This window comes from Microbacterium sp., from assembly GCF_035554235.1.
GTDB lineage: Bacteria > Actinomycetota > Actinomycetes > Actinomycetales > Microbacteriaceae > Microbacterium.
On record NZ_DATMIO010000208.1, the window covers coordinates 1 to 15,177 of the forward strand.

Genomic DNA, 15,177 nt, shown 5'->3' on the forward strand with positions numbered 1-15,177 from the left:
CCTCCGTCTTCGTGTCGCTCATCCCGGAGGACAGCATGACGCAGGCCGCGCGCCCGGGGCTGGGGGTTGCGCTGCATCGGTCGCGCAGGCATAGTGCGCGTCACGCGCGTCGCGTCGACGCGACCCGTCGAGGCGCGGGGAGGATACGCCGGCGCCGTCGCCCTGGCAAGCCGCTGAGAGAGATCGTCCGGGCTGGTTAGCGTTCTCGGCATGAGTACTGACAATCCCGATGCCCGCACGCCCGGCGCCGCCGCGTACGAAGCCGCCCCGGATCACTCAGCGGCCCCGGTCGAGCGGACGGAAACCCTGCACAACGACGTGCTGGAGCGGGAGCAGGCGCGCTTCGGCGGATTCAAGTTCGGTTCGGCGTTCTTCGGCTGGCTGACCGCCACGGGCACGGCGGTGCTGCTGACTGCGCTCGTCGCGGCCGTTGCTGCGGCGATCGGGTTCGGTGCCGGGACGGTCGATGAGGCCGCCGACGTCGCCGCCGAGAACACCGGCACGGTGGGCGTCGTCGGGGCCATCGTGCTGGGGCTGGTGCTTCTGGTCGCCTATTTCGCCGGCGGTTACGTCGCCGGCAGGATGGCGCGGTTCAGCGGAGTCAAACAGGGCATCGCGGTGTGGCTCTGGGCGGTCGTCATCGCCATCGTCGTCGCGGTCATCACCGCCACCGCCGGCAGCCAGTGGGACATCCTCGCAGACCTCGACAGCTTTCCCCGGATCCCGGTGACGCCCGAGACGGCAACGGCCACCGGCATCCTGACCGCCGTCGGCGCCGCCGTGGTCACCCTCGCCGGCGCGATCCTCGGCGGCGCGGCGGGAATGCGGTACCACCGCAGGGTGGATCGCGTCGGACTCGGCCGGTGACGGCGGTCTACTCGGCCAGCGCAGCGGCCCGCCGCTGTGCCCGCCGCTCACGCTGAATCGCCGGGTTCGGCACCGGAGCGGACTGGAGCAGTTCTCGGGTGTACGCGTCCCTCGGGCGCGAACAGACGTCGGAAGTGAGTCCTTCTTCCACGAGATAGCCCTTGTTGAGCACGATCGTGCGGTGAGCGAACTCCCGGACGACGGCGAGGTCGTGCGTGATGAACAGGTAGGCGACCCCGAGTGTCACCTGCAACTCCTTCAGGAGCTCGAGCACCTTCGCCTGAGTGGTCACATCGAGTGCGCTCGTCGGTTCGTCGCAGATGATCACGCTGGGGCGAAGCACAGCGGCGCGCGCGATGCAGATGCGCTGCCTCTGCCCTCCGCTGAAGTCACCCGGAAAGCGATCCAGCGTATCGCCAGGCATGCCGACCCGCTCGAGCACCTCGAGGCTCGCAGCGCGTGCCTGCTTGGCCGAACCGCCCCTGACCGCCAGAATCGGCTCCGCGAGCGACTGCCCGATCGTGAGAGCGGGGTTCAGTGAGCCGTATGGGTTCTGGAAGATCGCCTGAAGCTCGCCGGCGATCGCCCTGCGTCCGCGGGTGGACAGATGGGTGATCTCACGCCCATTGAGACGGATGGCGCCCTCGGTCGCTGCCGTGAGCCCGAGGATCGCTTTGCCGATCGTCGACTTGCCCGATCCGGACTCGCCGACCAGAGCCAGCGTCTCGTGCTTGTCGACCGAGAACGAGACATCGTGGATCACTCGCGCGGGCGGGCGTCGCCACCGGCCGGGATACTCGACGGCGAGACCCTCGACGGTGAGTGCAGGCGTGCTGTTCATGGGATCTCCACAAGAGTGGGCGTGCTTCTGATCAGGGTGGCGGTGTACTCATGGCTGGGTGCGGCGAAGAGGGTGTCGACATCGGCTCGCTCGACGATCTCCCCGTCGCGCATGACCAGCACCCTGTCGCAGATGTCGGCGACGACCGCGAGATCGTGGGTGATCATCAGGACGGCCAGTCCCCGCTGCTCGCGGAGGGAGCGGAGCAGCTCGAGGATTCCCGCCTGGACGGTGACATCGAGCGCCGTGGTCGGTTCGTCGGCGATGATCAGATCGGGCTCGCCGGCGAGGGCGATCGCGATCGCGATCCTCTGCAGCATCCCGCCGGAGAGCTCGTGGGGGTACTTCCGGAGAATCTCCTCCGCCCCCGCCAGGCCGACCTGTGCAAGAAGCTCGCGTGCGCGGACGGTGCGCGCCCCACCACGAAGAGTCGTCAGTCGGCTCAGCACCTCGTTCATCTGCGAGCCGATCGTGAAGAGCGGGTCGAGGGCTGCCATCGGCTCCTGCGAGACCAGTCCGATGCGCTTGCCGCGGACGGCCCGCATCTGCTGCTTCGACATGGCCGTGAGCGGCGCGGCGTCGAGCCACGCGCCGCCGCTGGAGACCATCGCCGAGTGCGGCAGCAGACCCAGGAGCGAAAGCCCCGTGACCGTCTTGCCGCTGCCGGACTCGCCGACGAGGCCCACGATCTCACCGCGATCGACGGTGAACGAGATGCCGCGCACGACGTCCTTCGGCGGCGATCCCTGGAAGCTGACGGAATAGTTCTCGACGCGGAGCAAGGGAGCCTCGCCGGTCAGCGCTTCGGGTTGCGCGACGGGAGTGCGACGTTCCGGCGACGCAAAGGCCTGACCGCGGGTGCGTCCCTCGTTGAAGTCGCGGATCCCGTCGCCGAGCAGGCCGAAGGCGAGCGTGAGCAGCGTGATGGTGCCACCGGTGACGAAGAGGAAGAAGGGCGCCTGGAACATCACGGGCGCCGCCTCACCGACCATCCCGCCCCAGCTGGGGGCCGGAGGGGTGGTGGCCAGGCCGAGGAATCCGAGTCCTGTCTGGAGGGCGAGGGCTCCGCCGGCGAAGAGCGCCAGCTGAACCGACACCGGTCCGACCAGCCCGGGAAGAATGTGCCTGCCCATGATCCGCGCCGGGCCGATTCCCGATATCCGGGCGGCGGCGACATAGAGCTCCTCCCGGATCGCCAATACGGAGCTCCGTACGACACGGACGAGGCTCCCCGCGGCGATGATGCCCGCGGTGATCATGGCGGCGTAGAGGTTCTGGCTGAAGACCGCCAGGACGGCTAGGACGATGATGATTCCGGGCAGCGACATCATCAGATCGACCACGGTGCTCACCGCCCTGTCGACCCACCCGCCGAGGTACCCGGCGAGAATTCCGAAGACGATGCCGATGAGCGCAAAGATCACCAGCGCGGTCAGCGCCCCCGTCAGAGCCGGCTGCCCCCCGAACAGGAGCCGGGAGAGGGTGTCGCGCCCGAGCGTGTCGGTGCCGAGCCAGTGGGCCGCGGACGGGAGCTGGAGGATGGCCGTCAGATCCTGCTGGAGGGGATCATACGGGGCGATCCACTCGGCGAGGGCGACCAGGATCGTCACCGTGATGATGATGAGCGCGGCGACGGCGGCGAGCGGATTCACGGTCGGACGGCGGCGCGTCCGAGGGGTGCTCGCGGCCTCAGCCACTGCGGCGATATCTGAAGTCATGAGGTCCGTACCTTCGGGTTCAGAAGGGCGTAGGCGATGTCCACGAGCAGGTTGACGATGATCACGATCAAGGTGAAGGTCAGCGCGATTCCCTGGATGACCGGAATGTCGTGCCGCGCGGTTGCGCTCACGGCGAGCCCGCCGAGTCCCGGAAGAACGAAGACGGTCTCCACCAGCACGGTGCCCGAGAGCGAGCCGATGAAGACGAGGCCGACGACGGTGAGGATGCCGATGCCGGCCCCCCGCAGCGCGTGCTTCCAGATGATCGATGTCTCTGAGGCGCCGGCCGCTCGAAGTGTGCGGATGTACGGCTGCTGAACGGTGGTGAGCATCTGGTCGCGCGTCACCTTGGCGATGATTCCCACGGCGCCGATGGCGAGCGCGGCGACCGGGAGGACGAGGCTGGATGCCCACAGAGCGGGGGAGGTCGAGAAGTCGACGTACCCGGTGGACGGAAACCAGCCCAGCATGCCGGCGAAGATGAGGGAGAGCACGAGGCCCAGCCAGAAGCCCGGCAGCGCGCCGCCGATGAGCGAGCCCACATCAACGATGCGGCGCACGATCGGGCCGCGCGTCGCGCTGAGAATGCCGAAGAGGACTCCCACCAGGGCCGCGACGAGCGTTCCGCCGATGATCAGCGACAGCGAGATCGGCAGGCGCTGGGCGATGGTCTCGAGCACGGGCTGCCCGGTGTAGATCGACGTGCCGAAATCGCCCTGGAGCACACCGCTCAGGTAGATCCAGTACTGCACGAGGATCGGCTCGTTCAGGTGGAGCGCCTCTCGGAGGGCTTCGTACTGCTCGGGGGTCGCGTTGATCCCGAGGAACGCCCGGGCGGCGTCGCCGGGCAGGAGGCTCTGCAGAAAGAACGTGATCATCGACACGACGAGCAGGAGCGGAACGGCGAGCGCCAGTCGGCGCCCGATCAGACGGAGCATGTTGAGCCCTTCCGGGATGGGCGGGGCGCCTGCGCGCCCCGCCCATCCGATGAATCAGCTGGCGGGCGTCCAGTGAGTGATGGAGTTCAGGTTGGACGAGCTGCCCACCCATGTCACGTCCGACACGGAGTCGGCGTGGGCGTAGATCAGGGTCTGCTGGTAGACCGGGATGCTCAGCGCGTTCAGCGTAGCGACCCGGTTCACCTCCTGAGCGGCGGGTCCGACCTCGTCGCCCTCAGCCACGGCCAGTGCGGCCATCGCGTCGTTCATCTCCTGATCGCTCACCTTGTAAGGGTTCATGATGCCGTCGGGCATCCAGAAGCCTTGTGCGAACAGGAACATGACCCCTCCGCCGCCGAAGATCGACGCGGAGTACTGACCGGAGGTGAAATCCGTGACCCACGCACCGAAGTCGGCTTCGGGCTTGAGCTCCATCGTCACGCCGATCTTGGCGAAGTCGGACGCGAGCGCCTGAACCAGCTTGCTGTCGGCCTGCGACGGTCCCTGGTAGAGCGCGGTGAAGCTGAAGCCGTCGGGGTAGCCGGCCTCCGCGAGCAGATCCTTCGCCTTGTCGAGGTCCTGCGTGTACGCGTCTTCGAGCTCAGGATCGTAGCCCCATGACGGGTCGCCGTCGATGGCGACCTGCGTCGTGGCCGTGCCGTACTCGCCCACGCTCGCCTTGGCGACGGCCTCGCGGTCGATCGCCCACGCAAGTGCTTGTCGCACGCGCTCGTCGGCGAGCGCCGGAGTGTTGACGCCCCCGCGGTCGGTGAGCAGAAGTCCGTTCCAGCTGCTGGCGCGCTCCAGAACGGTCGCGGGGTCCTTCAGCGTGGACGCGACGTTGGGATCGACCTGGATGAGCTCCACCTGGCCGGTGTTCAGCGCCTGGACCTGCTGCGTGTAGTCCGGGATGACCTTGACCTCGATCTTCTCGTACTTCGCGGCATCCTCGTCGAAGTAGTTCTCGTTCTTGACGTAGACGTAGACGTTATCCGGGATGGTGGCCTCTTTGTCGAGCACGTAGGGACCGATGCCGAACGTGTCGCCCGCTCGCGCGGTGTCGTCGGCGAGGCCGGCGGGGCTGATCGGCGCGAACGCGTAGTAGTCGCCCGTCACGAGCTGATCCATGATCGGGTTGGGAGTTGCGCTCGTCAGCTCGACGGTCAGGTCATCGACCGCCTCCGCGGTGATCGCGAAGAAGTACGGGCGGGTGGGTCCGCTCCCGTTTGCGACGAAGTAGTTGTAGGAGTCGACCACCGACTGCGCGGTCAAGGGCGTGCCGTCCGAGAACTCGAGGTCGGGCTTGAGGGTGAACGAGAACTTGGTGTTCCCCTCGCCGACATAGCCCCACTCGTCTGCGAGCCCCGCGATGACTTCACCGTCGTCGTTGAGGTCGAGCACCGAGGTGTAGGCGGGGTCCTCGTACCAGCGGCCGTTGCCGAGTGCGGCACGCAGCGGGTCGAGCGAGATGGGCGGCGTGTTGATGCCGACCGTCAGTGTGGTGTCGACCGGGGGCGCAGAGCCCCCGCCCGACGTGCAGCCGCCCAGCGCCAGGACGGCGAGGGCTGCTGTGGCGGCAACGATGGCGCGTGTCTTCTTCATGATCCGTGCTTTCTGTGTTGTGAATGTGCGAGGAACGGGTATTCGGAGAAGGTGTGTGGAGCTCAGAGGCATTGCCGAAGGGCGGCGACGAGGTCGGTGGCGCGTGTGTCGCCCTCGAACTGGAGGTCGTTCGTGACGAAACCGAAGCCCACCCGGGCGGCGTCGTCGGCGAACCCGACCTGACCGCCGAGGCCGTCGTGGCCGAACGAACGGTCCGAAAGCAGCGGTCGCGCATCGGAGGTGAGCATGAAGCCCGCGCCCCAGCGAGGCCACGGCGGCGGCATCGGCACCGCGGGAACGCCGGCGCTGCGTTCGATGGTCATCGCCTCGATGGTTGCGGGGTCGAGCAGCGTGATCTGCTCGTTCGATGAGACGGTCGCGCTCCAGATCGTGGCCAGCGCTCGCGCGGTCGCGATGCCCCCCGCGCCGGGGATCTCGGCCTGCTGAAGACGAGGGTCGTTGAATCCGCGCCCCGGGTCGGCGAACTCGAACGGGATCGCACCGCCGAAGGTCATGGCCTGTGCGGCATAGCGTTCGAGCTCATTGCGGGGTTCCGCGGGAGCCTCGGGCTGAGGCGGGTAGCCACCCCAGACCTGCAGCTGGGCGACGCGAGGCGTCTGAGTGGGGTCGATGCCGATCCACGCGTCTGCCCCGAGAGGGCCCGCGATGCGCTCGCGCAGGTAGGTGCCGATCGAGGCGCCCGTGACGCGGCGGACCAGTTCGCCGGCGAGCCAGCCGAACGTCAGTCCGTGATAGATGTGGCTCGTCCCGGGCTCCAGAAACGGAGGTTCGGCCGCGAGGAGAGCGGTGATGTGGGCAGTGTCGAGAATGTCCTCTGTCTGCAGGATCTGCCGCACCAGCGGTACGCCCGCCTTGTGGGCGAGCACGTCACCGACGGAGACGGTCTCTTTGCCTCCCCCGGTGAACTCCGGCCAGTACTGCGACAGCGGGGCATCGAGGTCGACCAGATCCTGTCTGACGAGTTCGCCGACCGCGATGCTCACCAGCCCCTTCGTGCAGGAGAAGATCACCGTCGGGGTGTCATCGAGCCACTGGCGCCCGGGGCCGGCCTGGCCGCCCCACAGATCGGCGACGACTTCGCCGTCGACGCGCACGTGCAGGGACGCCCCGCCGTCGTGGCACCTCGAAAGCACATCCCCGAAGGCCGCTGCCAGCGGCTTGAAGCCCGGGAGCACGGAACCGTGGATCGACGGGCTGGTTGATTGTGTCGACATCTGCGTGACCTCATTGTCGGGATAGATCGGTTCAGACGATGCTAAATCCATTCAGCTACCAATTTATAGCACAGGGAGCCCGTCTGCGCAAAACACTTCTCGCTACTCCCCGGAGGCTCTCAGCGCCCTCGCATCGCCGGGATCCCTGTTCGAACGCCGTGCGTCTGCGTGGTCGGTCACGACGCCGTCCGTGCCGACGGTCCGGCCAGCGAATCCCGGAAGACCACGGGCATCGGCACCAACCGGTCCTCGTCGGTTCCCGACAGCAGGAGTTCCACCGCGGCCTCTCCCATCGCCTCGAAAGGAAGCCCCACCGTCGTGAGGCGGGGGCGGAGATAGTCGCCCAGCTCGTCATTGTCGAAGCTGAGAACCGAGACGTCGCCAGGGATCGTCAGGTCGAACTCGGCGAGCGCGCGGTACACCCCGAATGCCATCGGGTCATTGAGTACGAGAACGCACCGGGGCGTGCGGCCGGTCGAGAGATATTGCCGCAGCACGCCGTAGGCCGAGTCCGAGTTCCAATCCGCTACGGCGAGTTCGGCGTCGAACGCGAGCCCCCGCGCGTTCATCTCCGCGAAGATGCCCGAGACGCGGGCCTCCACGCTTCGGGACTTGAGCGTGTCGCCCGTCCGGTTCGCATCCTGGCCGACCATGACGATCCCCGAGCGGTGTCCCATCCGCACGAGAGTCTCGATCGCCGTTCGTCCTCCGTCGAACTCGGCCGGGAGCACGGAGGCGCGGGCCGTGGCGCTCGTGGCGTTCAGCAGCACGGTTCTCGTTCCCGGCGGAACCGGGGGGATCTCAATCTCGCGTGCGCGCATCGCGGCGAAGATTATCCCGTCGACCTGGCGGTCGAGAACGGCGTCGACGGCGCGCGATTCGCGAACCCGATCGTCGCCGGTCTCGATGACGAGCAGCACATGATCGACCCCTTCGGCGGCCCGCAGCGCGCCGCGGATCAGCCCGCTCGCGAATCGGGTGACCGACACGTCGTCGGATATGAATCCGATGGTGTTCGTGATCGATGTGCGCAGCCCTCGTGCCGCCACGTTCGGCCGGTAGCCGAGCTCCGCGGCAGCCTTGAGCACTCGTTCGCGAGCATCCGGCGAAAGTCGGGTGTCGGGCCGATCGTTCAGGATCAGCGACGCCGCTGCGGTCGACAGACCCGCCCGCCTGGCGACATCGGCGAGGGTCGCGCGCTTCGGATTCGTCATGGTCCCGTCCGCATTTTACCGGGGGTTCTCGTCGAGACAGGCGCGAAGGGCATCGATCAGGGATGTCGCGCGCGCGTCACCGAGCGGCAGCATCAGGTTCGTCAGGAAGGCGAAGCCGACCTTCAGACCAGGATCGGCGAACATCACCTGTCCACCGGCGCCGTCATGCCCGAACGACGAAGCGGTCAGGTACCTTCGCGCCGGTGAATCGAGCTGAAAGCCCATCGCCCATCGCGCGTATGGGGGCGGCGCCGCATCGACGCTCGGACCCTCGCTCTGAACGAGAGTCGCACGGGCCCGAGTGGAATCCTCCAGGCTGCGGAAACCGTTCGTCGCCACCACGGTCGACGACCAGATCGCGGCCATCGCGGGGGCCGTGGCGATGCCGCCCGCCCCAGGAATCTGGGCCGCGCGGATCGCGGGGTCGTTAAAGCCTGAGGTCTCGCCGATGAGCGCCGGCGGAAGTGCCCCGCCCAGTGTGGCGGTTCGCTGCACCCAGCTCGGCGCGGGGCCGGGTCGAGCCTCCTCGAAGGACCGCACGAGCTCGGGCGTGGGGGGTTCCATCGTGAGATACGCGACCCGTGCACGAACGCTCTCGGGAACGCCTATCCACGCCTCCACGGATAGCGGCTCCGTCAGTTCGCGTGTGAGCAGGTCCCCAGGACCGAGCCCCGTGATCCGCCGGAGGACCTCGCCGATCAGCCAGCCGTGCGTGATCGGGTGATATGCGTGCGCCGTTCCCGGCTCCCACAGCGGCTGCTCTGCAGCGAGACGGGACGTGACCAGCTCCCAGTCCTGGATGTCTTCCGGGGAGAGGTCCTCGGCGAGCGTGGGCAGGCCCGCGCGGTGCGAGAGGATGTCGCTGATCCGAACGTGCGCTTTGCCGTTCTGCGCGAACTCCGGCCAATAGTCCGCGACGGGGCTCTCGTAGTCCAGCATCCCCTTCTCGACCAGCTGGGCCGCGAGGATCGCCATCACTCCCTTCGTGCCCGAGAAGATGACGCTCGGCGTGTCCGCCTGCCATTGTCGGCCCCCAGGGCCATCCGCGAGGCCGCCCCACAGGTCCACGACGGGCTCCCCGTTCAGGCGAATCGCGACCGCTGCGCCCGCGCGGGGCCGATCGGCGATGATCCGGTCGAACGCCTGTGCGACGCGCTCGAATCCCGGCGCGACCGCGCCGGCGACTCCTCCCCGCTCAGACACCGGAAATCGCCTCACGAATCGCCGTGGTGAGCAGCTCCCAGCGGGGATCGCCCTCCGGCCCGACCACGCGCATCGCGCTGCAGACGAACCCGAACCCGATCCCGAGATCGGTGTCGGCCAGCCCGAGCCGCCCTCCGGCGCCGGTGTGTCCGAAGCTGTGGGATCCGAATGCCGGCATGCTGCTGGTCGGCAGCTGATACCCGAATCCGAACTCCAGATCGGGGCCGGCGGTGCCGCTCTCGATCAGAAGCTCCTTGCCCTTGGTGAGGCTCGCCGTGAGCTCGCGCAAGGTGCCCTCCGAGTAGAGCCGCGTGCCGTCCACCGATCCGATGGTGGCGGCGTACATGCGCGCCAGGGATCGCGCGTCGGTCACGGCTCCGACTGCCGGCACGCTCGCCGCGTAGTAGGCGGCGACCTGTTCGGCGTCGTCGGGATCCGGATCGAGCGGCTGCACCTCGGCACCCGCCAGAAGCCGCTGCTCGGCATACTTCCCGACGCCCCCGGTCATCACGGGGAACTCCCCGACCCACCTCCCGTGCACGACGTCCGGCAGACGCTCGGGGGGCAACCCCAGCCATGTGCTGAGGGAGAGCGGTTCGGCCATTTCGCTCCTCACGATCTCTGCGAGACGTCGACCGCTCGCCCTGAACGCGATCTCGTCCAGGATGGCTCCGGCCGTGGCCGGGTGGTAGGCGACGGCTGTTCCGGGCTCCCAGAGCGGTGCCTGTCGCGCGAGCACACGCACCAGCTCTGGACTGGTGAAGTAGTCCAGGCCCTGAAGATGGCTGCCGATCTCTGGGAACGGCACTCCAGCCTGATGAGACGCGACCATCGCCACGGTGGTGGATTCCTTGCCGTTCTGACCGTACTCGGGCCAGTACTGCACGACCGGCGCGTGCGGATCGAGCTGACCGCGGTCGACCAGGATGCCGAGAGCCGTCGCCGTGATCCCCTTGCTGCAGGATGCCACGCGCGTGAGAGCGGTCTGCGGATAGGGACGATCGCGCACCACATCCGTTCCGCCCCAGAGGTCGACGACGGGCACGCCGTCCCGCACGAGCGCGACCTCGCATCCCGAGCCTTCGTCGTACTCGAGCACGCGGGCGAACGCATCCGCGACTCGCCCGAAACCCTCCGCTGCAAACCCGTCCATGCCGGCCTCGCCTCTCATGACTCCGTCCCCGCGCGTTCGAGGGATACATTCACACTTCCGTCGACCCCGCGGCGCAGCGGCAGCGGGTCGCTGATCCTGCCCCCGAACTCGCCGCCGTCCGATGCCAGTTCGAAGGCCAGCAGTCTCGCCATGCCGTCGCGGTCGTGGACGATCCTGCCGCTGTAGAGGCTCTGATCGGTGAGCGGCACCGCACTCTCGATGGGATACGGACCGACCGGCGCCACATCATCGAGCACCCAGGTGCCCCCGAGCCCTGCCCCTGGCTCGCTGAGGTCGTTGACCCCCGCCGAGAAGATCAGGCACCGGCGCCCTTCGACCTCGACGATCTGCGGCACCTCGAGATGAACGAATCCCGTCGAGAGCGCGCTGAGCGGCGGTCGCACCTCCCACGACTCCAGATCCTCCGAGAAGGCGTGACCGATCACCCCCCGGCTGCGCACGGCGCCGGTCCTGGATCGTGCGGTGATCAGCATGTGCCAGCCGGCCTGGTCCGGGTCGCGGAAGACCCACGGGTCTCGCCACGCCTCTTCGGGCCACTCGCTGGATCCGAGCGTCTCGTACCACCGCGGATCGGCGCGCAGCGCGAGCGGCCGCTTGCTCCAGGTGTACAGGTCGTCCGACGTGGCCACGCCGATCGATTCGATGTTGGAGGTGCTTGTCGCCGATGCGAAGACCGAGCCCGTGTAGAACATCCGCCAGAGCCCGTCATCGCCCCGGACGACGGAGCCGGTCCACGTCGCCGTCTCGTCGATGTCTCCCGGGGCCCCCGGACGCAGAACCTCGCCGTGGTCGTCCCACGCGACCAGATCCGCCGACGTGGCATGGCCGATTCGTGCGTTGCGGTGCCGAAGATCCGGGTCGCCCAGTGACTTCGGGGCGAACAGGTAGTAGAGGTGGAACAGTTCGCCATCATCGGCGACCCAGAAGTCCCAGACCCACGACTCGTCGCGAGAGAATGCCATGAAATTGTTGCCCTTCGATCGGATGCTGGTGAGCGGAGCTGTTGCGGTTGGGGATGGCCGGTGGGGGCTCAGCCCTTCAGGCCCGAACTCGCGACGCTCGCGACGAAACTGCGCTGGAAGACGAGGAACATGATCAGCAGCGGCAGGATGAAGATCACTCCGAAAGCCATCACGCTGCCCCACTCGGGTCGTTGCGAGGATTGGAAGACTCCGAGCTGGAGCACCAGTGGACGCACGGACGGATCGGAGACCATCAGCACCGGCCACAAGTAGGAGCCCCACTGCCCGATGAAGGTGAGGATGGCGACCGTGGCGAACGCGGGCCGGGTCATCGGAACAACGACGCTGACGAACGTCCGCAACGGCGACGCCCCGTCGATGCGGGCCGCTTCTTCGATCTCCTTCGGGACATCGAGGAAGAAGGTGTAGAAGAGGAAGATCGAGAACGCGCTCGCGATGAAGGGCAGCGCCTGCACGTAGACCGTGTTGCGTTCCCCGTTCAGCATGTAATACAGGGGCACCGCGACGGCTTCGAACGGGATGATCGTGACGAGCGCGATGCCCAGCAGCACCGCATTCCGCCCCCTCCACCGCATGCGGGCGAGCGCGTAGCCGGCCAGCGAGTTCACCACGAGCCCGCCGATGACCACCGCCGCGGTGACGGCGATCGTCACGGCATAGAACTGCCACAGGCGGCCCGTCGCGTCGGTCGTGAAGTAGGAGAAGATGCGCGCATAGTTGTCGAGGCTGAGGTCGGCGGGGTTGATGCTGGAGAATCCACCCAGCACCTGCGAATTGGGCGCGAAGCTCGCCACGAAGAGGTACACGATCGGAACGGCGAACACGACTCCGATCACCGTCAGCAGCACATAGGTGGGCAGCGAGCGGAAGAGGCGACGCTGCCGTCGCGCGGCTCCTCGGGCGTCATCCATCAGATCGTCCCCTCTTGACGCACCAGCCGGCGCTGGATGAGCGCCACCGTGGCCACGATGATGAGGAACACGACGGACATCGCCGCGGCCTGCCCCACGTTGTTGAGGCGGGTTGCGTAGTTGACGAGCTGGAACATCATCGTCTGCGTGCTCTCGATGTTTATCGACCCGCTGGAGTTCAGGACGTACACCTGATCGAACAGCCTGAAGGCGAAGATGGTGGTCAGCAGCGCGACGAAGATGAGCGTGTTGCGGATGCCGGGCACGGTGACGTTCATGAGCCGCTGCCACGCGCTGGCCCGGTCGAGCTCCGCTGCCTCGTAGAGCTCGCGCGGCACGGCCTGCAGCGCGCCGAGGAAGATGATCATCTGGAAGGCGACGCTCTGCCAGATGGACATGACGACGATGGCGCCGAGCGCGGTCGCCGAGCTGCCCAGCCAGTCGTGCGCGGCGATCTGACCGCCGCTGATGGTCGCCAGAAAGTCGTTCAGCAGCCCCCGCTCATCGCGCGCGAAGATGAGGCGCCAGACGACCGCGACGAGAACGAACGGGAACACGAGAGGCATGAAGTACACCGTGCGGAAGAAGGCGATGCCCGCGAGCTTGCGGTTGAGCAGGATCGCGAGCGCGAGCGCGAGGACCGTCTGGGCCGGGACGACCGCGAGCACGAACAGGAAGTTGTTGCCGAGCGCGCGGAAGAAGTCGGCGCTGATGTCCGGATCCGTGAACAGGCGCGCGTACTGCTCGAACCCGACGAAGCGCGCGGGTCGGGGCGAGTTGAGCTGGACCCGGAAGAACGACAGCACGATCGAGACGATGAACGGTGCGACGAGGAACGCGACGAGCAGGATGACGGCGGGTGCGGCCATGCTCGGCCCGGCCACCCGGCCGAAGTGATCGCCCGACCTGAGGCGACGGCGAGGGGAAGGAGCGGTTGAGGGTGAGGCGGCGGGCGCCGCGGTCGCGGTGGCCGCGTGAGAAGTGGATGACATGGCGCTCCAGAAAGGATGCCGGGGGCCGGCGGCGGGGGGAACCGCCGACCCCCGGACGATCAGTCCTCGTAGTTGTTGTTGTCCTCGGCGTCGCGATCGATGGCGCGCGCGGCGGAACCGAGCGACTCCTTGACGTCGTCACCGGCCCAGATCGCCGCCAGGGCCTTGCCGAACTCGAGGGTCACCGTCGGATACCCGGGTGTCACCGGACGCACGACGCCGACGCAATCGGGCGCGAGATCGTTCTCCGTCGGGCAGGAATCCAGCAGCTGCTGACCCAGCATCTCCAGGGGACCGCCGGGCCCGTACCGCTCGGATGTCGCTGCGACGGTCTTCGTCGCCGGCGGCGCTCCGGATGCGTCGGCATAGGCCGTCACACTGGCGTCCGAGGCCATGAAGTCGAGGAACTTCGCCGCGAGCTTCGCGTTCTTGGTTCCGGAGCCCATCGCCCAGGCAATCGAGCCCGTGCCGGTCTTCGCGCCGTCCCCGAAGTCCGGCAGGGGTCCGACCTGCAGGTTCTCGCCGAGCGCCTCGCTGTACGCCACGTAGTTCCAGTGCCCCATCCACTGCAGAGCCACTCGGCCCGAGTGGAACGCCTGACCGTCGGTGTCGGGGTCCACGTACTGGCGCCACGACGCGAAAGTGGTCATGGCGTCCACGGCGGCGTCGGAGTCGAGCGCCCCCTCGGCCTTGCCGTCCTTGATGATCGGTGAACCTGCCGACCAGATCACCGGCGCGAATCCGTAGATGCCGTACTCGCTGGTGAGTCCGTAGTTCTCGGCGATTCCGAACGGCTTGCCGTCCGGATCCTGTGCGGCCAGGGTCGCGAGCACCTCGCTGAACTCCTCCGCCGTCCAGGCATCCTCGGGCGAGGTGGGCAGCGTGATGCCGGCGGCATCGAGAAGCGCCTTGTTTCCCCAGAGGCCCATTCCGGAGTTGATCAGACTGATCGCGTACAGCCCATCGGCATACGTGTTCTGCTGCACGACCGGGTCGGACTGATTGTCGATCGTGTCGTCCGAGAGCCACTCACCGAGCGGCGCGATCTTGCCGTTGTAGGCGTAGGCGGCGATGTTGGGACCGTCGACGAGAAGCACATCTCCCAGTTCGTCGTTCGGCGTGGTCAGGATGGTCTGGTTGTAGTCCGCCTGGGCGATGCCGCGCAGCTTGATCGTGACACCCTCGTTCTCGGCTTCGAACTGGTCGACCAACTCGTTAATGACGATCGACTCGGGAGACTCGCCGTCTTGCAGCCAGAGGGTGAGCTCACCGGTGTCCTCCCCCTCCTGAATCTCTCCGGCGGGTGCCGTGCATGCGGTCAACGTCAGCGCAGCGGCGCCGATGACAGCCAGTGTGACGGCGGTTCGCCGACGGTTCAAAACTCGCATTGTCGGATTGACTCCTTTGTCCCTGGGTGCGAAGAGCGAGCGCTAAATGCGTTCAGCACGAATGTCTAGCACGATGATCATGTGTGCGGCAAGAGCAGATTCGATGAAACG

At 67.5% G+C, this 15,177-nt stretch carries 13 protein-coding genes; 1 reads left to right on the top strand and 12 read right to left on the bottom strand.

The window, feature by feature from the left end; genetic code table 11:
* Positions 1 to 210: 210 nt before the first annotated feature.
* Complete coding sequence (locus VNT50_RS10855; RefSeq protein ID WP_325485132.1) at positions 211 to 867, top strand: hypothetical protein; 657 nt, start codon at positions 211 to 213, stop codon at positions 865 to 867.
* A gap of 7 nt (positions 868 to 874) precedes the next feature.
* Here the strand turns inward: VNT50_RS10855 and VNT50_RS10860 are convergent, their stop codons facing one another.
* The 12 genes from VNT50_RS10860 to VNT50_RS10915 all read right to left on the bottom strand — a co-directional run bounded on the left by VNT50_RS10860 (position 875) and on the right by VNT50_RS10915 (position 15,057).
* Complete coding sequence (locus tag VNT50_RS10860) at positions 875 to 1,708, bottom strand: ABC transporter ATP-binding protein (RefSeq protein WP_325485133.1); 834 nt, start codon at positions 1,706 to 1,708, stop codon at positions 875 to 877.
* On the bottom strand, positions 1,705 to 3,426 hold the full coding sequence (locus VNT50_RS10865; RefSeq protein WP_325485134.1) for a dipeptide/oligopeptide/nickel ABC transporter permease/ATP-binding protein: 1,722 nt from the start codon (positions 3,424 to 3,426) through the stop codon (positions 1,705 to 1,707). Before VNT50_RS10865 ends, VNT50_RS10860 begins: the two co-directional genes overlap by 4 nt.
* The gene (locus tag VNT50_RS10870; RefSeq protein ID WP_325485135.1) at positions 3,423 to 4,364 is read right to left on the bottom strand and encodes an ABC transporter permease; all 942 of its coding nucleotides are present in this window, start codon (positions 4,362 to 4,364) and stop codon (positions 3,423 to 3,425) included. The genes VNT50_RS10865 and VNT50_RS10870 overlap by 4 nt, the downstream gene beginning before the upstream one ends.
* 54 nt (positions 4,365 to 4,418) lie before the next feature.
* Positions 4,419 to 5,966, bottom strand: a complete 1,548-nt coding sequence (locus VNT50_RS10875) for an ABC transporter substrate-binding protein (RefSeq protein WP_325485136.1) — start codon at positions 5,964 to 5,966, stop codon at positions 4,419 to 4,421.
* 62 nt (positions 5,967 to 6,028) lie between these two features.
* Positions 6,029 to 7,201, bottom strand: coding sequence for a serine hydrolase domain-containing protein (locus tag VNT50_RS10880; protein ID WP_325485137.1), 1,173 nt, complete (start codon positions 7,199 to 7,201; stop codon positions 6,029 to 6,031).
* A gap of 176 nt (positions 7,202 to 7,377) precedes the next feature.
* Positions 7,378 to 8,415 (bottom strand): LacI family DNA-binding transcriptional regulator, encoded by a 1,038-nt coding sequence (locus tag VNT50_RS10885; RefSeq protein WP_325485138.1) that lies wholly within the window; start codon positions 8,413 to 8,415, stop codon positions 7,378 to 7,380.
* A 15-nt stretch (positions 8,416 to 8,430) separates the two neighbouring features.
* Positions 8,431 to 9,618 (bottom strand): serine hydrolase domain-containing protein, encoded by a 1,188-nt coding sequence (locus VNT50_RS10890; protein ID WP_325485139.1) that lies wholly within the window; start codon positions 9,616 to 9,618, stop codon positions 8,431 to 8,433.
* Entirely contained in the window at positions 9,611 to 10,771 is a 1,161-nt protein-coding gene (locus VNT50_RS10895) for a serine hydrolase domain-containing protein (protein ID WP_325485140.1), read from the bottom strand. The genes VNT50_RS10890 and VNT50_RS10895 overlap by 8 nt, the downstream gene beginning before the upstream one ends.
* 14 nt (positions 10,772 to 10,785) lie before the next feature.
* Entirely contained in the window at positions 10,786 to 11,754 is a 969-nt protein-coding gene (locus VNT50_RS10900; RefSeq protein WP_325485141.1) for a glycoside hydrolase family protein, read from the bottom strand.
* Between the two features lie 68 nt (positions 11,755 to 11,822).
* Positions 11,823 to 12,686: a carbohydrate ABC transporter permease gene (locus VNT50_RS10905; RefSeq protein ID WP_325485142.1), complete on the bottom strand. Its 864-nt coding sequence runs from the start codon at positions 12,684 to 12,686 to the stop codon at positions 11,823 to 11,825.
* Complete coding sequence (locus VNT50_RS10910) at positions 12,686 to 13,555, bottom strand: carbohydrate ABC transporter permease (protein WP_325485143.1); 870 nt, start codon at positions 13,553 to 13,555, stop codon at positions 12,686 to 12,688. Before VNT50_RS10910 ends, VNT50_RS10905 begins: the two co-directional genes overlap by 1 nt.
* Before the next feature lie 182 nt (positions 13,556 to 13,737).
* Complete coding sequence (locus VNT50_RS10915; protein ID WP_325485144.1) at positions 13,738 to 15,057, bottom strand: ABC transporter substrate-binding protein; 1,320 nt, start codon at positions 15,055 to 15,057, stop codon at positions 13,738 to 13,740.
* Positions 15,058 to 15,177: the final 120 nt, after the last annotated feature.